At 58.8% G+C, this 19490-nt stretch carries 14 protein-coding genes and 3 pseudogenes; 6 read left to right on the top strand and 11 right to left on the bottom strand.

Annotation, left to right across the window (positions count from 1 at the left end; all coding sequences use genetic code 11):
- Positions 1-92: 92 nt before the first annotated feature.
- A complete protein-coding gene (locus A4G99_RS19455) occupies positions 93-1655 on the top strand; it encodes an extracellular solute-binding protein (RefSeq protein ID WP_066147268.1) in 1563 nt (520 codons plus the stop codon).
- A 195-nt stretch (positions 1656-1850) separates the two neighbouring features.
- Complete coding sequence (locus A4G99_RS19460; protein WP_066147270.1) at positions 1851-3005, top strand: ABC transporter ATP-binding protein; 1155 nt, start codon at positions 1851-1853, stop codon at positions 3003-3005.
- Positions 3006-3121: 116 nt separating this feature from the next.
- Here A4G99_RS19460 and A4G99_RS27695 read toward each other — a convergent pair whose 3' ends face one another.
- The 5 genes from A4G99_RS27695 to A4G99_RS19475 form a co-directional block, all read right to left on the bottom strand.
- Entirely contained in the window at positions 3122-3898 is a 777-nt protein-coding gene (locus A4G99_RS27695) for a TCP-1/cpn60 chaperonin family protein (protein WP_223302012.1), read from the bottom strand.
- A complete protein-coding gene (locus A4G99_RS27700) occupies positions 3799-4767 on the bottom strand; it encodes a TCP-1/cpn60 chaperonin family protein (RefSeq protein WP_223302013.1) in 969 nt (322 codons plus the stop codon). The genes A4G99_RS27695 and A4G99_RS27700 overlap by 100 nt, the downstream gene beginning before the upstream one ends.
- A 68-nt stretch (positions 4768-4835) precedes the next feature.
- Positions 4836-5513, bottom strand: a complete 678-nt coding sequence (locus tag A4G99_RS19470; RefSeq protein ID WP_223302014.1) for a carbohydrate ABC transporter permease — start codon at positions 5511-5513, stop codon at positions 4836-4838.
- Positions 5514-5545: 32 nt separating this feature from the next.
- The gene (locus A4G99_RS27705; protein WP_223302015.1) at positions 5546-5707 is read right to left on the bottom strand and encodes a hypothetical protein; all 162 of its coding nucleotides are present in this window, start codon (positions 5705-5707) and stop codon (positions 5546-5548) included.
- Between the two features lie 12 nt (positions 5708-5719).
- Entirely contained in the window at positions 5720-6487 is a 768-nt protein-coding gene (locus tag A4G99_RS19475; RefSeq protein WP_223302016.1) for a carbohydrate ABC transporter permease, read from the bottom strand.
- A gap of 280 nt (positions 6488-6767) precedes the next feature.
- On the opposite strand from A4G99_RS19475, the gene A4G99_RS19480 reads away from it, so the two are divergent.
- Together A4G99_RS19480 and A4G99_RS19485 are read left to right on the top strand one after the other, a co-directional pair.
- Positions 6768-7463: a hypothetical protein gene (locus A4G99_RS19480; protein ID WP_066147273.1), complete on the top strand. Its 696-nt coding sequence runs from the start codon at positions 6768-6770 to the stop codon at positions 7461-7463.
- Between the two features lie 81 nt (positions 7464-7544).
- Positions 7545-9545, top strand: a complete 2001-nt coding sequence (locus A4G99_RS19485; protein WP_066147380.1) for a beta-galactosidase — start codon at positions 7545-7547, stop codon at positions 9543-9545.
- Positions 9546-9551: 6 nt separating this feature from the next.
- Here the strand turns inward: A4G99_RS19485 and A4G99_RS19490 are convergent, their stop codons facing one another.
- Positions 9552-10211 carry a ThuA domain-containing protein gene (locus A4G99_RS19490; protein ID WP_066147382.1) on the bottom strand — a complete coding sequence of 220 codons (660 nt, stop codon included), beginning with the start codon at positions 10209-10211 and terminating at the stop codon, positions 9552-9554.
- 1784 nt (positions 10212-11995) lie between these two features.
- On the opposite strand from A4G99_RS19490, the pseudogene A4G99_RS19495 reads away from it, so the two are divergent.
- Both A4G99_RS19495 and A4G99_RS19500 read left to right on the top strand, forming a co-directional pair.
- A pseudogene (locus tag A4G99_RS19495) lies at positions 11996-14256 on the top strand (glycoside hydrolase family 3 N-terminal domain-containing protein).
- 88 nt (positions 14257-14344) lie between these two features.
- Positions 14345-14656, top strand: a pseudogene (locus A4G99_RS19500) (IclR family transcriptional regulator); the annotation flags it as partial.
- Between the two features lie 14 nt (positions 14657-14670).
- Here the strand turns inward: A4G99_RS19500 and A4G99_RS27710 are convergent.
- From A4G99_RS27710 to A4G99_RS19520, 5 genes and pseudogenes are all read right to left on the bottom strand, one after another.
- Positions 14671-14881 (bottom strand): annotated as a pseudogene (locus A4G99_RS27710) (Gfo/Idh/MocA family oxidoreductase); the annotation flags it as partial.
- A gap of 15 nt (positions 14882-14896) precedes the next feature.
- Entirely contained in the window at positions 14897-15991 is a 1095-nt protein-coding gene (locus tag A4G99_RS19505) for a Gfo/Idh/MocA family protein (protein WP_066147275.1), read from the bottom strand.
- Positions 15992-16096: 105 nt separating this feature from the next.
- A complete protein-coding gene (locus A4G99_RS19510) occupies positions 16097-17017 on the bottom strand; it encodes a carbohydrate ABC transporter permease (RefSeq protein ID WP_066147277.1) in 921 nt (306 codons plus the stop codon).
- 1 nt (position 17018) lies between these two features.
- Positions 17019-18005 (bottom strand): carbohydrate ABC transporter permease, encoded by a 987-nt coding sequence (locus A4G99_RS19515; protein WP_066147279.1) that lies wholly within the window; start codon positions 18003-18005, stop codon positions 17019-17021.
- 6 nt (positions 18006-18011) lie between these two features.
- Entirely contained in the window at positions 18012-19394 is a 1383-nt protein-coding gene (locus tag A4G99_RS19520) for an extracellular solute-binding protein (protein WP_223302018.1), read from the bottom strand.
- Positions 19395-19490: the final 96 nt, after the last annotated feature.

A 19490-nucleotide genomic window follows, 5' to 3' on the forward strand; every position in this document is an offset into this window, starting at 1 on the left:
TTTTACTTTCTTCCGAAGGGTTGTTTGATGAATGCGAACCATTCTCAGCGAAAAGGTTATTGTCTTCTATAGTAATGATAATCCGTGTCACTATGCCGAAGGCAACTGATTCATCGGTCGGCGACGCTACTGACGAGACGGTAACCAGTACCCCCGACGAGGATGGCTACTCCCGGCGCGGTTTCATGGAGACTGCTGCATCCATGGGTGCGGCCGGTGCCGCAGTCGGATTGTCCGGATGTACTGAACAGTTCGGCGGTAGCGGCGGTAATAGCAAAACGAAGGGTGAAAAGGACTTCATCTTCTGGACGATGCGCGGATACATCCCTGAAGTGACGAAGAACATCAAGCAGGCCGCCAAGGGCTTCGAAAAATACTCGGATTCGCCGGTCAACGTCTCGACGAACGTCATCGTGTGGAATCAGGTGTTCCCGAAGTGGAACGCGTCCATTCAGGGACGAACGACGCCGAACGTCTCGGAGATGGCCAACGAACACGCCGTGAACTTCGGAAGTCTCGGTGCGACGGCACCCGTCACGGACATTTACGATTCGTACGACGACTGGTACGGGCCGATGGAAGCGTGGGCCAGTTGGGACGACAAGAAGTGGGGCGTCCCGTGGTTCGTCGAGACGCGACCGATGTACTATCGGAAGGACCTCCTCGAAAAGGCGGGTCACAGCAAACCGCCGAAGGACTGGAAGGAACTCGTTAAAATCGGGAAAGACGTGGTCAAGGAAACCGGAAATCCGGGGTACATCGAACCCGGCGCTCGCGACTTCACGACCGGTCAACACACGTTCGCGTACACCGCAAACGCGGGCGGGAAGTTCTACAGCAAGAAGGACGGGAAGTGGCAGGTGGAACTCGATTCGGCCGGATCCCTGTTCGGCCACCTGTTCTACGCCAGCCTGAAGAAGGCGTGGAATCTCACGGCCGATGGTTGGACGAGCCAGGATTCGAGCGCGACGGACAAGTTCTTCCGGGAGCGAGACGCCGGGATGGCGCACCTCGGCGCGGAGGACGCGCGTCTCGCCCGGACGAAGGAACACGCCGGCCTTCGGGATAACGTGGGTATCCAACCGATGCCCGAGGGACCGTTGGGCAAACAGTGGTCGTTCCGCGGCGGTTCCTGTCTCAGCCCGTTCACCAATGACGTCTCCAAACACGATGTCGGGGACCTCTCGAACGAGTTCGTGAAGTACATGATGCAACCGGACAACCAGTCCGACTACTTCGCGGCGTCCGCACCCGTCTTCATGCCGGTACGGAAGAGTCAGGAGCAGATGGACCTATTCACGAAGAATCCGACGAAGCTTCCCGACGACTGGCTTGACGCGTTCGTCACACAAGCACAGGAGACTCGGCGATACGGCGTCTACGGTGGCGGACAGGACACGCCGTTCCTCGGGTCGGTCGAAGGTTCGACGACTGGATATAGCCAAGCGATTTCAGCCATCCTGGGCTCGAATAAGGATCCGAAGGAAGCGTTGGTCGGCATGGCCAACAACGTTCGGAACGAGGCGAACAAGAAGCTAGACTACACGCTCAAGAGCAAGTCCGAGAAACCGAGCCTCGACGATGCCCCGAAGGAGGTGCAGGATTGGATCACCGGTTCCAACAACACGCCGAAGATCTGGAATCCCTACGAATGACGCCAAGGTGGATACACTCGCCGTTCCAGACACCATATCCATGAGTCCCGTCAGGTTCGGTCCGGATCGATAACCTCCGCCATCCGATCCACTGAAACGACGATTTCTCGGTTCGGAGAGGTGTATCTGATGGGAAATTCCCGTCGATAACGACGGAATATTTTTATAGACAACTGTTCCCTATTAACATGGTATATGGGACGAATAGTTTTCGATTCCGTTCAAAAGGTCTACGGCAGCAAAACGGTTGCCGTCGATAATTTCGAACTCGAGGTCGCCGACGGAGAATTCCTGACGTTAGTCGGGCCGAGCGGTTCGGGCAAATCGACGACACTCCGGATGCTCGCCGGGCTTGAAGAGATAACGGCTGGGGAGATATCCATCGACGACGAAGTCGTGAATTTTCTCCCGCCTCGTGACCGGGATATCGCGATGGTGTTCCAGAACTACGCACTGTATCCGCACCTCAGCGTGCGTGAAAACCTCGCGTTCGGGCTCAAGCGTTCGACGACGCTCGATAAAGGGGAAATTAACCGACGCGTAGAGGAGACGGCCGATCTGCTTGGCATCCCGGAACTCCTCGACAATAAACCTCGTCAGCTGTCCGGCGGACAGAAACAACGCGTGGCGACGGGACGCGCTATCGTCCGCGAACCCGAGGTGTTTCTCTTCGACGAACCGCTGTCGAACCTCGACGCCAAGCTCCGCAAACATATGCGGACAGAACTCAACCGCATCCAGCAGGAACTCGGGACGACCACCATCTACGTCACGCACGACCAAGAGGAGGCGATGACGATGTCGGACCGAATCGCCATCCTGAACCACGGTGAGCTCCAACAGGTGGGCAGCCCACGGGAGGTATACAACGACCCTACGAACCTGTTTGTGGCCCAGTTCATCGGGAGTCCGAGCATGAACATCTTCAACGGAATCGTCGAGGACCGACAAGGTGTCTCCCGGTTCACGGGCCAGATCGACCACGTCTTATCGGACGATATCGCCGGGAAGGCCGAACGCACCGCCTCGAACCGATTCGTCCTCGGCATCCGACCGGAAGACCTCGAACTGTGCGAATCGTCCCATCGGAACGCGAGTGCGGTCACCGTCGAGCTGGTCGAACCGCTCGGCAGGGACAACCTTCTGTACTTTGAGCCGTCGGCGATGGAGGCGGACGTGGACGAAGAACGGGAATACGTGATGTTCGTTCCGCCCGACGTGAATCCCGATGTCGGCGATGAGGTGCACATCACCTTCGAAGTTGACGACATTCACCTGTTTGACGAGGAGACGGGCGACAACCTCCTTGTCGAGGGGCGGACGCAGCGGGAAGATCCACCGGTTCGATAGCTGTTTATGGAAAACGGACGACGCTCACTGCCGACCAGACGGGGACCTACAACTCGACGGCTACACCGGTATTCGTAAGCAATTCCGGTCTCGCAACCATCGACCCTTCTTCCGAGTCACGATGATGCCCCGTCGACCGGACTGCCGGGGTTCGCGTTGTAGAGGATGCCGTCAATGCGGAGATAGCTGTTCGTGAACTCGACGGCACGAACGAATCCGCTGGTCCGAACGAGTTGCGGGTCGAACGCGCCGTGGTCAATCACGTCGTCGACGACGACTCCGTTCGACGTGATCCCTGCTCGTCCACTCTCAGTGGCGTGACGGCTCCGGAGGTCGAGCACGGTACCGAGCGCATCGCGACCGGCGTTGCGAGCCAGCGTGAGCGGTATCGTTTCTATCGCGTCCGCGAACGATTCGACTGCAAGCTGTGCCCGTCCGGTGACGCTCGGTGCGAAGTCGCGGAGCGCCACTGCCGCGGCGATTTCCGCCGCCCCCCCGCCGGGAAGCGCTTCCGGGCGCATCACCGCCGCGCGAACGGCGTTCAGTCCGTCCTTGACCCGCCGCTCGGCTTCGCGGGCGACGGAGTCGCTGCCGCCGCGGACGACGAAGGACACCGCTTCGGGGACATTCCGGCCGGTCGCCGTCACTGCCAACCAGCTCTCGTCCTGCTGGTCGAACCGTTGGTCGATGTGCACGGGTGCCGTCGCTTCGGCTTCCACCACGTCGGCCGAAACGAGCGGCGTCGATACCGGTGCTCCAGTCGCACGGGCGAGGAACTCGATGCGCGAATCCTTCACGTTCTGCACCGTGAGCACGCCACGGCTACCCAGCTCTTGGGCGATATCGCGGTGAATATCCCCGCTCGCGAAGACGGCAACCGCGCCCGTCGGCAAATCGCGGCCACGATGTCGTCGAACCGACGTGTGTCTACGGTCCGTACACCGTCGAGTCTATCCGTGTCCGCCGTTACGTTGCCTTGAAACGCCTGATCTCTGGGTGCCACGTCACCGCCGACCAGCAGCGCCGATCCCTCGACCGGCAGTTCGCTGGTTCCCCAGTACGGTTCCTGGGGAAGGAATGCACCGGGCACGAGGGACGAATCGGCAACACCCCCGCCCGGCATCGCCTCCGTTCGGACGAACGAGAGGTCCACCGAACCCGTTTGCGGGTTCGACACACGGAGGACAGCTTCCACGACGGGATCGGCGAGGCCGTGCAGCGACCAGGATTTCGTACTCCCGTTCGTCATCCCGGTTATCGCCACGTTCCGAAGGAGATCGCGGTCGAGCGATGCACCGCTTGACGACGCTAATGAGACGCTGGAGTCATCCCAGACTTCGAGCGTCCGCTGGGCGGCGATGGAGAACCCCTCGATGACGGTCGTCGGGGAAACACCCTCGGCGACGAGGTCGAGTCCGGCAGTGATCAGTTCGCTCGTCAGCAGTATCGTGGTCGTCGTCCCGTCCCCGAAGTTGTCCTCCTGTGCCTCCGCCGTTTCGATGAAATGTTGTGCGACCGGATGGTTCGTCTCCCCCTCGAACTCCTCGATGATGGAAATCCCATCGTTGCTCGCGAGTCCGCGAATCTCGTCGTCTTGCTGTCGGCGAACGACGAGTTTGTCGAGGCCAGACGGTCCGAGCGTGCTTCGGACGAGGCTCCCCATCTCCTCGGCCGCGGTTCTGATGATTTCGCTCGTTTCGGACCGGTCGAAATGAGTGTATCCGGAGATCTGACCGGATGGGGAAGTAGGTGATTGCTCCATAGGAAATAGAACAGATCCACCGGCCTTTACTTTTGTGAAAATTCGTGTCGTTTTCCCACGGTCGTCCGTTACGACTTGACGGCACCTTCTGCCAGTCCCTCGACGAGGTAGCGTTGCAGGAAGACGAATAGCAGGAGGAGCGGCAAACTGACGGCCGTCGAACCGGCCATGATGAGCCCCCAGTTGACCGTGTTCTGTCCGATCCATGAACCGATTCCCGGCGGCAGCGTCTTCTTGGTCGGGTCGTTGATGAGCACGAGCGCGAAGAGAAACTCGTTCCACGCCAAAATCCACCCGAAGATGAACGTTGTCGCAATGGCGGGCGCGGACAGCGGGAGAATGACACTGATGACCGCCCCGATGCGGGTACTGCCGTCAACCATCGCCGCTTCTTCTAATTGGGCGGGGAGGTTCTCGTAGAATCCCCGCAACATCCACGTAGTAAACGGTAACGTGAAGGCGATGTACGCGATGACGAGGCCTGTGAGCGTGTTGAACAGCCCGAGGTCACGGAAGACGAGGAACAGCGGGATGACGATGACTACGTACGGGAACATCTGCGTGATGAGGAGGAACGTCGCGACCACCTTTCGACCGCGGAAACGCAACCGTCCAATGCTGTATGCTCCGAAGATACAGACGACGATGCTGATGAGCGTGGACGCCAGCGAGACGATGGCGCTGTTGATGAACCACGTGAGAAACGTCGTCTGATTCAGCATCGTCATGTAGTTGTTCAGGCTCACCCCGCTTAGCCACCCTGTGATACCGATTCGCGTTAGCTCCTCGACGTCGTCACGTTCAACGAGGTGACGACCATCCAGATGATGGGAAACAGGACGATGAGCGTGAGACTCCACACGAACGCGTGGAATCCGATCGTTTTGAGCCTCGGGTCGTTCAGGAACGACGAGTTCGATTGCGGTGATTTAGTTGCCATATCGTGTTCACCTCACACCTGACCGATGTCCTGCCGGTAGAGCTGGAGGTATACCAGTCCGTACCCGAGCATGATGAACATCATGACCATTCCGATGGCGCTTGCCAATCCGACGGAGTTCGACAGGAACGCGTTGTTGTACACGTATACCGGGAGCACCATCGACGACATCCCCGGCCCGCCGCTCGTCAACACGAATATCATGGTGAAATTGTTGAACGTCCACAGACTCATCAGCAGCGTCGTCACGATGATAACCGGCTGTAGGTATGGAAGCGTAATGTGACGGAACAGCTCCCATCGGGAGGAGCCGTCGACGAGCGCCGCCTCGTACAGTGAATCGGGAATCGCCTTCATTGCGGCGAGGAAGCTAATCATAAAGAACGGGAAGTTTCGCCACACCCAGCCGAGCATGGCCGAAAACAACGCGAACTTCGAACTCCCGATCCACGGAATCGCGCCGAGACCGACCAACCGCAAGAGGCCGTTGAACACCCCGAGATTGTAGTTGTACATCCACTGGAAGTTCAGCGCCACGGCGATGTACGGCATCGCCCACGGTAGCAGAAGTAACCCCTGAACGACGTTTCGCCCTCGAAATTCGCGGTTGAGAAGGACGGCGAATCCCATCCCGACGATGAGCATGATGATGATTGAGCCGAACGCCCACGAAACGGTGTTGAGCAACACCTGCCAAAACTCCGGCCACCCCGACAGTATCTTCACGTAGTGTGCCGGGCCGACCCACGTCGGCGGGGTGATTCCGTTGTACTCGTTCATGCTCAGGTACGCCGCACGGATGACTGGATAGACGCTTACCAGACCGAGCGAGACCAGGGTCGGAACGAGGAATAACCAACCCCAAACGCTCTCCTTCGACAGGAGGTGACGATACTTTTGGGGTAGCGAAACTCGGTTGAGAAACTGATTCCGTAACTGATAGTATTTCACCATGCTACTTCGTCTCACTACATTCCCCGGATGGTAATAATATTTTGGTACCGAACGTCTTGGTGTATCGTCGAAACACTCTTGACAGCTCGGTGAAATTGAACGTTGCATGGCGTTCGAAACTGCATACGGGGCCTGGCGCGCCAGGGTTGATTCGACCACCGACGCGTGGCGGGCCTTCCTCGACGCGGATGACTTCGGCGAGGCGGTCGAATCTATCGAATATTACGGCTGGACGGCGCCCGCGATCGGTGTGTTCGCCCACGTCCTCTTTCGGAGCGGATTTACGTACCTCATCGAACCGGGAGTGATGAAGGGTGGTGAGCCGTTTCAGTCGCTGCTGTCGGCGTTCGTCCTCAACTTTATCTACACGGGTTTCCAGACGCTGTTGTTGCTGTTCTTCTTCTTCGGAACGATCGGTGCAATCGCCGGGTTGATCGCCTCCAATCGAAGTCTCGACGTTACCACGTTCAAAGTCGGTGGGTACCTCTCCGTGGTGTTCGTCCCGATTTTCGTGGTCGCATCCGTTCTCGCGCTCACGATTTCCGGCTCGGACGTCGGCATTGCCGCTGTTTCTGGCGGTAACGTCTCACAGATGGCACCGAAGATCATGGAAGTACGGATGAACATCCGGAGCACACAGCAGATGCAAATCGTACGACTGCTCCGGATCAGCGGATGGCTTCTCTGTGCGCTATTCCTTCGACCAGTGCTCGCACGACGCTACAGTCTCGGTCGGATTCGAAGCACGCTGGCGTTGCTTCCGACGACCATCGCCTTCATCGTATTTACCTCGATGACGTGATCGGCGAGAAGCCGGAGTCGAGAACGAGCGCCGTTCGATGCCACCGGCAGCTTGATAATGGTTTCCACGACACACGAAGGTATGTCGATAGGCGTGTGTTATTTTCCGGAACACTGGCCCCGCGAACGGTGGGCCACCGATGTCGAGCAGATGGCCGAGGCGGGAATCGAATACGTCCGCATGGGCGAGTTCTCCTGGTCGAGACTCGAACCGCGACCCGGCGAACTTGACTTCGAGTGGCTCGAAACCGCGGTCGATCTCGTGCACGAGCATGGAATGAAAGCGGTACTATGTACCCCCACGGCGACGCCACCCAAATGGTTGGTCGACAAGCACCCGGACATCCTTCAGGAGGAACCGGACGGGGATGCTCGCCATTTCGGCAGTCGGCGACACTACTGCTTCAACTCGGAGACTTATCGAGAGCAGACCGACCGCATCGTTACCGTCCTCGCCGAACACTTCGCCGACCATCCAGCAGTCGTCGGTTGGCAGACTGACAACGAGTACGGCTGCCACGACACCATCCGGTGTTACTGCGACGACTGTGCGACGGCCTTTCGGACTTGGCTGCGTGAGAAGTACGGCGGTATCGACACGCTGAACGAGTCGTGGGGGACGACGTTCTGGAGCCAGCATCACACTGATTTCGAAGAGATCGATCCGCCGCGCCACACGGTCACCGATCACCATCCGGGACGGGTGCTCGACTACCACCGCTTCGCGAGCGCGAGCGTCGTATCCTACAACCGATCGCAAGCGGATCGACTTCGGGAGGCGAACGACGACTGGTTCGTTACCCACAACTTCATGTTCGACTTCGGCCAGTTAGACCCCTACGACGTCGGCGACGATCTCGACTTCGCCGCATGGGATTCATATCCAACTGGATTCCCCCAAATCGCCGGCGACGACCCGGCCGATGCGGACGAACTTCGGGTCGGAAACCCGGACCAGATCGGATTCAATCACGACCGCTATCGCTGCGCCGCGCCTGGGAACTTCTGGGTGATGGAGCAGCAACCGGGGTCGATCAATTGGCCGCCCGAGACCACCCAGCCGGCAGAGGGTGCGATGCGTCTCTGGGCACACCACGCGGTCGCTCACGGTGCCGATGTCGTCTCCTACTTCAGGTGGCGACGGTGTCTGGAGGGACAGGAGCAGTATCACGCCGGGCTTCGAAAGCGGGACGGGACCGCCGACCGCGGATATCACGACGCGACGACGGCGGCGGCAGAACTCGCCGATCTCGACCAGGGTTCTGTCACCGCTCCCGTCGCGCTCGTCCTCGACTACGAAAGCCTCTGGGCGCTCGACGAACAGGCGATGTCGCCCGATTTCGACTATTGGAACCACCTCCACACGTACTACCACGCGCTTCGCGGTCGCGGCGTACAAGTCGACGTACTCCCGACTGGCGCCGATTTCGAAGACTACGATGCGGTCCTCGCCCCATCGCTGCACCTCGTCGGAGACGAGGTCGTATCGACCTTCCGACGCTACGTCGAGAGTGGAGGTCACCTGTTGTTCACGATTCGTTCGGGAGAGAAGGACCTGCATAACAAGCTTCATGCCACGCGACCACCGGGACCACTCGCCGACCTCGCGGGTGTTCGCGTCGATCAGCACGAGAGCGTCCCAGCGGACTCGTCCGACGCCTGCCTCTCGTATCGGGGTGAACGGTACGGATATCGAACGTGGGCGGAGTGGATCGACGCCAACGACGCGAAGATCGTAGGGCAGTACGCGACCGGGATTGGCGAAGGCCGTACGGCCATCACTGTGCGTGAAGTCGAACCTGGGTCGGTCGCTTACGTTGGAATCTGGCCGGACGACAACCTCGCGGACGCCCTCGTCTCCGACGTGCTCACGCGGGCCAACGTCATACACGCAGCCAACCCGCTCCCGGATCACGTCCGGGTCGCCTATCGTGGCGATCTGACGTGGGTGTTCAATTACGGCAGCGAACCGATAGACGTCGATGTCGGCGATGCGGTCATTCAGTTAGGCGAGGAGACCGTTCCCGGCTACGATCTGCTCGTGGTCGAGGGGACTCCCGCCAATGTCTCGGTAGAAAAGTAGACGCGGTCAGGCGCTCACGCATCGGACAGCGTTTCGAAGGAGGCGTCTGTACTGGGGGTTTTCGAATGCCTCGGCAGTGTGTCCGAGTGAGACGTAGCAAACATTTCCGTTGCCGACCGACCGTACCCACGCGACCGGATAGTCGTCTAGGTCGGGGTGGTCCATCCGGGCGAGCACGCGTATCGCGTCCTCGTCGTAATCGACTGTGTACGGCTCATCGAACACTTCGAAATCCTCGACCCCCTCAGTGACTGGGTGATCGATGTCGACGATATCGACGCGAAACGTCGATTGCTCCGGATGTCCGATAAAGTGCCCGCCAAGCAACTCCCGGAGTTCTGGGAACGGTTCGTCCCGGTGGTCGATGCCACCGGACCCGTCGTGGGTACTGGTGATGTCCGCGGCACAGTGTATCCCAAGATAACCGCCACCGTCCGCGACGAAAGACGTGAGACCGTCTCGCTGAGCGCTGGTAAAGGTACTGTCGGTGAGGTAGTCGGCAAGGACGTCGTAGTCGTCGAGGCTGCGCAGGGCATTTCGATCTGTCGTTCGAGTCACGGCAACGTTGTCCCCGAGAGCATTCTCGATACGTGGTGCCATCTCATCAAATTCGTGGAAGGGAAACGTGTTCTCCCCGATGAGGAGCACGCTGGTCTGATCGGTCATGACTTCCATCTACGGAGACGGGAGCATAAAGCTTCGGTCGATTGTGGTAATCTACTCAACCGTCATTCGTTGACTGTGGCGTTCTGTATTGTAGAACAGGAGAAAACATCGAGATGCCAGTTCATCCTCACGTTACGGGACGAATGGTACTCGTTGACGTGCTCCCTGTTTCGCATTCTTTCCTTTTACCTATGTGTTTGACGTTATCCTCTAAAAATCTCCGAACAGTCAATATAAATTGATTCGCTACATTGATTTGCTTTTCGTTTTGTAATAGAGAATAGTTTGTCTTTCTTTCATCGAATTAAGCCGAGGACGGGAATCGAGTGACGGTGCGACGTTCTTTCCTGACTTCTATCAGATAAATGTTGGTTTCCGAACTGCACCTTTGACGGCAAACGATAGTAGACTCCGGGTGGCGACCGTTTTTCTTTTAGTCTTTGATACAGAACAAACTACACCGGACTCGGCACCAGTCATCTTCCGGAACCGATCCGATGGTCGCTCAGACGGTATCGTTCACGAATCGGCGATGCGCCGATATCGATGGCACGAGGGCGCCATAGGAGTGGGTGAACGACTCTAGCGGCACGAGCGCGGTTCTCATGAGCAGACCCAGCGTCTCGGAGAGACGGTTGTGTCGCCCAAGATACGAGACGAACTCTTGCAGGTGGTCGCCAGCTCTCTCGTCGAGGTGGAACGTATTTGTAGGTACAATTTACACGGTAAGTTATGTCCGGTGTGAATACAAAGCTACTCAAATAGCTACAGTCAGCGTTTGAGGTCATCGATTACTTGATGCGGTCGGGAGCAGGAGTCACAGATGTCGCAAATGGACCCCAATACCGAAATCACTCGATTGGCAACGGAGACCGGTTCCGACAGCGCTAGGTGCGGCAATCTCTGCAACCATTACAGACATATCTATGTAATGGATCTGCTGAAGTAGATCGGATAATCGAGTGGAACGCTGATCCAATTTGTGGAGATGGGATCAAGGGGTACGAACTTGGAACGCTATTTTGCGCATTTATTACTAGTCATTGAGTCGAACTGCTATGGGTTACGTTACCCTCCCCTACATACTACTTCGTTCGCTGAACAAGAGTAAGGATGCTTCAAGGCGCTAGAAACGCTAGTAAGTTACCTCACGAGTCACCTCACTGTAGGTTTAAGTCAGGTATCAAACGAATATGTCTCCATCAAATATAGTTCGACATGTGATCACGAATACACTCGGATCGTAAGACGTCGTGAGTGCTGGCGATAGTATCAAATCGGACTGTCACGTTCTTCATATCGTCACGAATGGGTTCGCAATCTCGATTTTGGTCTGGGAGGTTAGTATTCTATATTAGCCCATCTACGGCGGGGAACGGGGGTACGGGTACCGACGCCGAAGGTGCGCATTCTTCGGTCACGTCTCGGAAAGACGTTTCCGTATTAGGGAACGTATCTGGGTTTCGTTGGTGAGAGTCCCCATACGATGGGATAGCGGTCTCGTATCGCGGTTCGAACCAGAGTTACAGTGCCAACGGTGTGACGACGAGTTCGGCGTTCTCCGACTCTTCTGTCTTCGACTCGGTGGGTTCCGTTCGTTCGTTGGGTTCTGATACGGAGAATAAATTGCTACACGAAACTTTTCGGTGAGACGAAATGTTCTTCATGCATCCGTCCAAACTATTAATAGATGTGATTGCAAGGCCTATGTGATGCAAACTGGACCGGATCCTGGATCGCGTCGTATCGCCGACAAGCAGAGGATAGAGGAACTCCTCGATGAAATGACCGTAGAGGAGAAAGTCGCACAGCTCGGCTCGGTAAACGCAAACAAACTGCTCAATGACGACGCGACACACGATCGGGAGGCGATGGAGGAACACCTCGAAAACGGTATCGGTCACCTGACGAGACTCGGGGGAGAGGGAAGCCTTCTGCCACGGAAGGCCGCGAAACGGACGAACGAACTTCAAGCGTTTCTCAGAGACGAGACTCGACTCGGCATCCCCGCGATTCCTCACGAGGAGTGTCTGTCCGGATACATGGGTCCGGGGGGGACAACGTTCCCCCAGATGATCGGGATGGCGAGTACGTGGTCGCCATCGCTCGTCGAGGAAATCACGGTCACGATTCGTCGTCAATTGTCGGCCATCGGTACGAAACACGCGCTCTCTCCGGTCCTCGACGTCGCGCACGAGATTCTCGGTGGGGACGCGTTGAGGAAACGTTCGGCGAGGATCCGTACTTAGTCGCGGCGATGGCCTGCGGATACGTGAACGGCCTCCAAGGCGACGGTGACGGAATCTCGGCGACGCTCAAACACTTCGCCGGCCACGGGGCCGGAGAAGGCGGAAAAAATCGCAGTTCTGTCAACGTCGGACGCCGGGAACTTTGGGAAACCCATCTGTTCCCGTTCGAGGCTGTCATCAAAACGGCCGACGCTGAATCCGTGATGAACGCCTACCACGACATCGACGGCATCCCATGCGCGAGCGACGAGTGGTTGCTAACGGACGTTCTCCGCGGCGACTGGGGGTTCGACGGGACAGTCGTCTCTGACTACTACAGCGTCGAATTCCTGCGAAGCGAGCACGGCGTCGCGGCGTCTGAGCAAGCAGCGGGGGTGATGGCGGTTGAGGCCGGTATCGATGTCGAACTCCCCTATACGGACTGCTACGGCGAGCATCTCGTGAACGCTGTCGAAGATGGGGACGTGGCCGAAGCGACGGTAGACACGGCGGTTCGACGAGTGCTCCGTGCGAAGGCCGAGAAGGGGCTCCTCGACGATCCGACCGTTGACGTCGACGCCGCCGCCGACCCGTTCAACACCGAGAACGCGAAAAATCTCACCACTCGTGCCGCTCGGGAATCGATGACCCTCCTGAAGAACGAGGGTGATGTCCTTCCCTTCGACGGCGGGAGACTGGACAGCGTGGCCATCGTCGGGCCGAAAGCCGACAACGCACAGGAACTCATGGGTGATTACGCGTATCCGGCCCACTATCCCACGGAGGAGGTCAACCTCGATGCTACGACTCCCCTCGACGCCATCCAGGCACGCGGCCAGCAAGCTGGATTCGATGTTCGATACGAGAAGGGGTGTACAACGACCGGGTCCTCGACTGATAACTTCGATTCGGCGGCCGAGGCGGCCGAAGCCGCCGACGTCGCCGTCGCGTTCGTTGGCGCACGCTCTGCCGTCGACTTCACAGACTTGAACGAGAAGCAAGCCGACCTCCCCAGCGTCCCGACCAGCGGTGAAGGCTGCGATGTGGTCGATTTGGGTCTCCCCGGCGTGCAACAGGAACTCGTCGAACGTGTCCACGAGACTGGGACGCCGCTGGCCGTCGTCGTCGTGAGCGGGAAACCTCACTCTCTCGAGTGGATCGCCGAGGAAGCGTCCGCGCTTCTCTATGCATGGCTTCCGGGCGAACACGGCGGCGAGGGAATCGCCGAAGTGATGTTTGGTGAATACAATCCCGGCGGCCGTCTCCCCGTCTCCCTTCCACGGTCAGTCGGTCAACTGCCGGTTTACTACAACCGGAAACCTAACACCGCGAACGAGGAACACGTCTACGTGGGAAGCGAACCGCTGTATCCGTTCGGCCACGGGTTAAGCTACACCGACTTCGAATACGGCGACCTATCGCTGTCGACGGACGCGCTCGCCCCGGCCGGACGGATGAGCGCTGAAGTTGCAGTCCGTAACGCGGGCAACCGCGACGGACACGAAGTCGTCCAGTTGTACGCGAGCGCGGAGGCTCCGAGTCAGGCCCGGCCGGTCCAAGAACTGATTGGATTCGAACGGGTGTCGCTTGACACCGGCGAGTCGAAACGCGTCACCTTCGAAATCGACGCCTCACAACTCGCGTTCCACGACCGTGACATGAATCTCGCCGTCGAAGAAGGTCCCTACGAACTCCGCGTCGGTCGGTCGGCGAGCGACATCGTCTCCACGGCGGCGTTCGACGTGACTGCGACGAAAGAAGTACCGGCAGCCGGTCGAACGTACTTCACGACGACACGAGTCGAAACCGTGGAGTAGCGCGGTATATCACTTCGAAATGGATGTTCAAATTCCTGTTCCAGTATTCGGAATGGATATGCCGAATGGATGTACGAGCTACGTTGATATGGATGCAAAATATCCGATGCAAACACCAAAAACGCTCGCACTGGCCGAGGAGTTGATGTGGCGAGGCTCGTGTGGTGTGACCGGCCTCGCTGGCGGATCGAACAGGGGGAAAAACATGGTTCACAACCACCAGACAACACTCGGAAAACACGGCTACAACGTGAAGGGTGTGGACAAGTACCAACTGGGGTTGAAGTTCCTCGAAGTCGGCGGCCACATCCGGAAATCGATGGAACTCTACGTGGTTGCGGAACCTGAAATCAAATCGCCCATGGACGAACCCGGGAGACTCGCGAACCTCCTCGTGGAAGTGCCCAATTCGATACCAGCGGCTGTGTCGAATTCTCGGGCCGCATTCTGCATCCATTCCGCGTAGGACAGCGTGTGTGCGAGCGGTTTCTCGCAGAGAACGGACGGTCCCTGCTTCGAGCGCAGCGATGGATGGATCGGCGTGAATCGCATTCGGACCGAGGTTGTAGAACACGTCAACGTCGCCAAAAATATCTTCCCACTCGGTGCTGTATTCCTCGAAACCCGTCGTCAGTCGCGTTCAGTCGGACAGTTCCGCCTCGACCGACGCCCGCGTGTCCGCGAGCAGCGATTGAACTTCGACCGGTTCGCCGGTCCGACTGCTCTGCATCGCTGCCTCGATCAGCGCCATCGACTGGAGGTTGTCCTCGACGTTCGTCGCCATCGGTTCGCCGCCGTCGAGCCATTCAACGAACTGCTCGACGAGCCACGTGTTGCTCCACTTTTCCTGTTCGTCGAGCATCACGGGTTCGGGGTCGGCCGTCCGACCGCCGACCACCTGTTCGCCATCGGCGTCGTACGGATAGCGGACCAGCTCCCGGTCGTCGAGGACGAGCGTCTCGTCCCGACATTCGGCGCGGACGTAGTCGCTCTTCCAGCCGTTCAACCCGACGGCGTTGGCCTTCGCGCCCTCCCACGTCGCCCGCGTGCCGTTCTCGAACCGGAGTTGGACGAGCGCCTGGACGTCGCCCTCGTACTCGGCCCAGTCGGGACACCACGTATCGGCGTATATCGTCTTGCAATCGCTTCCGGCCATGTCGGCGATGAAGTCGAGTTGGTGTACCGCTCCCTCGATCATCAACACGTCCTCCATCTCGTGGCGGAACGCGCCCCACGTCCCGTACGACCGGGCGTTGCAGGTGAACCGCCCGACGATGTAGTCGAGCGGTCCCGCTTCCTCGCCCTGAATGTGGCGTCTGAGCGACGTCTTGTCCTGGTCGAACCGATGGCTCATCGTGATTCCCATCTGCACTCCCGCTCGCCGGACCTTCTCGGCAATCCGAACGGACGCTTCGAGGGAGTCGGCGATGGGTTTCTCGCTCAGGATGTCGAGGTCGTGTTCGATGGCCGCATCGACCACGTCCTCGTGGAGCCACGGCGGGATGACGACCGTACAGAAGTCCGCATCGACTTCCGCGAACGCCTCCTCCACGTCCGTGTAACACTGTGATTCGTCCAATCCGAGGTGCTCCATCGCGTTCTCGTGTTGCTCCGGGTCGATATCGACCGCGCCGACGACTTCGATGAGTCCGTCGTCCACGTTCTCGCGGAGGAACGTCGAACACCAGTGTGCGCCCTGTCCGCCGGTACCGACTTGTATGACTCGATAGGTCATTGTTACCAATCGACTACAAAAGGTCACCGTGTGCTAATAACTCTTGTCTATCCGGCCGCCCGGTTGGATTTTCCGAGAACGAGAACCGAAAAACCGGGAGTCGAATTATCCCTTGAGCGCGCCCTGCGTGAGACCGCTCACGATGCGGTCCTGTGCGATGAGCACGAGGATGGCCATCGGAATGACGCCGACGATGCTCGCGGCGGCCATCATGTTGTACGCGACCGACTGGGTGCCCTGGAACTGGAAGATACCGTGCAACACGGGTGCCCAGTTCTCCACGGCACCGTTCACCATCAGGTACGAGAAGAAGAACTCGTTGTAGACGATGATGAACGTCAGGATGCCCGCCGTGGCGACGCCGGGTGCCGACAACGGGACGATGATGCGGAACAACGCACCGAGTCGCGTCGATCCCTCGATACGCGCGGCGTCCTCCAACCCGTCCGGAATCTGGCTGTAGAACGTCGAGAGCAGGAAGATGATGAGCGGTAGCGTGAGCGCGCTCAGCGGCATCACCACTGCCCACGGCGTGTTGTACAGTTCGGGGTACGAGAGCCCGAGGATGTCCACCTTCCCGTTGAACAGGCGGAAGAGCGGGATGAGGAACGTCACCGGCGGGAAGTACGAGATGACCAGGACGACCAGCATCAGCGGGGTGCGTCCGGGGAAGTCGTACCTGCCGAAGACGTATCCCGCCAAACTACCGATGAGCAACACGATGATCGTGGTCAGTCCGGCGATGATGAGGCTGTTCAACATGTACAGGTGGAACGGTATCACCCGAAAGATGTCGATGAAGACGCCGGGGTTGAACCCCTTCGGGAGGAGTCCCATGTTCGCGATGGCGCGGTTCGGCGTGAGCGCGATGACGAGCAGCCAGTAGAACGGGAACAGCGACATGAGCATGAAGAAGCCGATGGCGATCGCCATGACGACCCTGTACACCCCGTTCGGATGCTCTATCGAATACTGTGCGAACCGTTCGACCACGTTGCCTTCGTCGTCCGAATTGATTCCCGACATGTTACAGCCCCATACTCTCTTGTTTGTTGAATTGGATCAGGTACACGATCAACAGCATCCCTATCGCCGCCGCGATGATGAACGCTATCGCCGCCGCGGAGCCGTATCGGCTGGCGTTCCACATCGAAACGACCAGACAGCTCATCGACGGGACCGTGTTACAGCTTGAGATGGTCTCGATCGTCCCGTACACCTTGACCGCGGCGATGGTCCGGAACAGGAGCGCCACGAGGAGCGTCGGCAGCACCAGCGGGAACGTGATGGTCCGGAACTGCTGCCACTTCGACGCGCCCGAAATCTTCGCCACCTGATACAGCGAGCGGTCGATGCTCTGCAATCCGGCCAGGATTAGCAGCGCCATGAACGCCGACTGCTTCCAGATGTCCGCGATGATGGTTATCAGCAGGGAGTCGTGGCTCGTCGCCAGCGGTGACGACGAGATGATCCCCAGGTGTTGGAGCGGTTCGACCGCGAACCCGATGGACGGCTGGAACATCAGGTAGAAGATCATCCCCTGGATGACGATGGGAACCGCCCACGGGACGATGAGTCCGACGCGGACCCACCGCCGACCGCGGAACTGCTGGTCCAGCACGAGCGCCATCGCGAAGCCGAGAACCGTCTCGACGACGATAGCGCCGACGGTGAACAGTATCGTCACCGGGATGGCGCTCTTGAACGGCTGGCTCAGGTCGAAGAACGGCCGTTGCAGGATGACGTCCGACTGACCGGTGAGCAGGTCGGCATAGTTCTTCAAGCCGACGAACTTTCCGACGGGATTCGACGTCGTGATGCTGTCGGCGTGCAGCGAGATGTTGGCCGTGTAGATGAGCGGCCAGATGGCCATCGTCCCGAGGAGCAACAACAGCGGCACGAGCATCAGGTACACGAACTGTGTCTCGCTCAGCCGCTCGATGCGGTTCAGGACGGCGATACCCGGTCCGAACCGCCAGCGGCGATTCGAGGTCGTGGATTCGTCTGTTGCCATTCGCTTCTACACCTTCTTTTCGAGCTTTTGCAGTTGTGATTTCAATTGGTCCATCCCCTCTTGGGCACCGACGTTGCCCATGATGACGGCGTTCGCCTTCTGGGCCACGGCCTGTGATTGCTCCGGCCAGATGACGGTCGCCGGGCGAGCCAGCGTGTGTTGGCCGGTGTACGCGAGCGTGTCGACGTATCGGCCCATCACCGGAACGTCGGTCGCGTTCTTCAGCGTCTTCGAGACCGGCGGAATGTGGCCTGCGATCTGGAAGTTGTCGAGTTGGAACGACTTGGTCGTTATCGCCTTGTAGAACTCGACACACGCGTCCTCGTTCTCCGTGTTCGGGTTCATCGAGAAGTTCCAGCCACCGAGCGCGGCGATGGAACCGCCGGTTCCGGGGTACTTCGCCTGTCCCGGCTTGACCCCGTACGGGATCGGCATCACGCCCATCTTCTCCCCGAGGGCGTCGTCAGCGCCGTTGATGGCGATGGAGTACGGCCAGTTACGAAGCGCGACGGCGTTGCCCTGCGTGAACGGCCGCATGGACGGCGACAGGCCCCACTGCGAGGCTTCCGAGGACGTGATCTTAGCGCCGTATCCGTCCATCGTGTCCGATGCGTCGGTCCCGTGAATGAACGTCCGCGCCATCTTCAGCGAGTCGATGACCGGCTTCTCGTCGACCGTAACCGGACGTTTACCGACCTTGTAGAGGTTCTCCTCCGGGTTGCCGAAGTACGCGCCGCCCCACGAACTCAGGAACTCGTTGAACACACAGCAGGCGAGTTGAATCTCGGACGCGGCCTGCCAGTTGAAGCCGTACTTCACGTCGGATTGTTCGAGAACGTCGGCCATCTCGTTGGAGAACTGCTTCCACGACATCGGCTTGGTCTTGTACTGCGTCCAGTCGTACCCGGCCTTCTTCACCAGGTCCTTGCGATACTGGATCGTCGGCAAGTCGGTGTACAGCGGAACCCCGTAGAGGCTTCCGTCGTTCGACCGCGCCGACTTGACGCTCTGTTGGAAGTAGTCGTTCTCGACCTTGTTCTTCACCTTCTTCGGAAGCACGTCGTCGAGCTTTTTCAGTTGTCCACGAACGATGAACGGCGTCGTCCAGCCGCAGTCGAACACCATCAGGTCGGGGTCCGGTCGGTCGGCGGAGAGCCACTGCCGATATTTGGTCTGCATTTCGTCGGTCGTCTGCCCGGCGCTGATCATCTTGATATCGATGTCTTCCGGAAAGCCGGCGTCGTGAAGCGCCTTGACGATCTTCTTCTCGTTGTTCCGCCACTCGGTGTGGGCGGTGATCCGAAGCGTGTTTCCGCCGTTCGATCCCGAGCTACTGCCGCCAAAGCCGGAACACCCGGCTAAACCGGTCGCGACGCCCCCAGCGCTCACAGCTTTGACGAACGTTCGCCGATCGACTGACCTGTCCGCAGATCTATCAATATCAGTGTCTGGCCGATGCTTGCTAGGCATACCCATTGCTCTAAA

The sequence above is a fragment of the Haladaptatus sp. R4 genome, assembly GCF_001625445.1.
Taxonomy (GTDB): domain Archaea; phylum Halobacteriota; class Halobacteria; order Halobacteriales; family Haladaptataceae; genus Haladaptatus.

What these genes read in the sequence shown, in the direction of transcription:
- A4G99_RS19460 (WP_066147270.1), top strand. Translation starts at nt 1,851, where the DNA reads ATGGGACGAATAGTTTTCGATTCCGTTCAAAAGGTCTACGGCAGCAAA.
- A4G99_RS27705 (WP_223302015.1), bottom strand. Translation starts at nt 5,707, where the DNA reads ATGGCAACTAAATCACCGCAATCGAACTCGTCGTTCCTGAACGACCCG.
- A4G99_RS27700 (WP_223302013.1), bottom strand. Translation starts at nt 4,767, where the DNA reads ATGGAGCAATCACCTACTTCCCCATCCGGTCAGATCTCCGGATACACT.
- A4G99_RS19510 (WP_066147277.1), bottom strand. Translation starts at nt 17,017, where the DNA reads ATGTCGGGAATCAATTCGGACGACGAAGGCAACGTGGTCGAACGGTTC.
- A4G99_RS19480 (WP_066147273.1), top strand. Translation starts at nt 6,768, where the DNA reads ATGGCGTTCGAAACTGCATACGGGGCCTGGCGCGCCAGGGTTGATTCG.
- A4G99_RS19475 (WP_223302016.1), bottom strand. Translation starts at nt 6,487, where the DNA reads ATGAACGAGTACAACGGAATCACCCCGCCGACGTGGGTCGGCCCGGCA.
- A4G99_RS19505 (WP_066147275.1), bottom strand. Translation starts at nt 15,991, where the DNA reads ATGACCTATCGAGTCATACAAGTCGGTACCGGCGGACAGGGCGCACAC.
- A4G99_RS19515 (WP_066147279.1), bottom strand. Translation starts at nt 18,005, where the DNA reads ATGGCAACAGACGAATCCACGACCTCGAATCGCCGCTGGCGGTTCGGA.
- A4G99_RS19455 (WP_066147268.1), top strand. Translation starts at nt 93, where the DNA reads ATGCCGAAGGCAACTGATTCATCGGTCGGCGACGCTACTGACGAGACG.
- A4G99_RS19490 (WP_066147382.1), bottom strand. Translation starts at nt 10,211, where the DNA reads ATGACCGATCAGACCAGCGTGCTCCTCATCGGGGAGAACACGTTTCCC.
- A4G99_RS19485 (WP_066147380.1), top strand. Translation starts at nt 7,545, where the DNA reads ATGTCGATAGGCGTGTGTTATTTTCCGGAACACTGGCCCCGCGAACGG.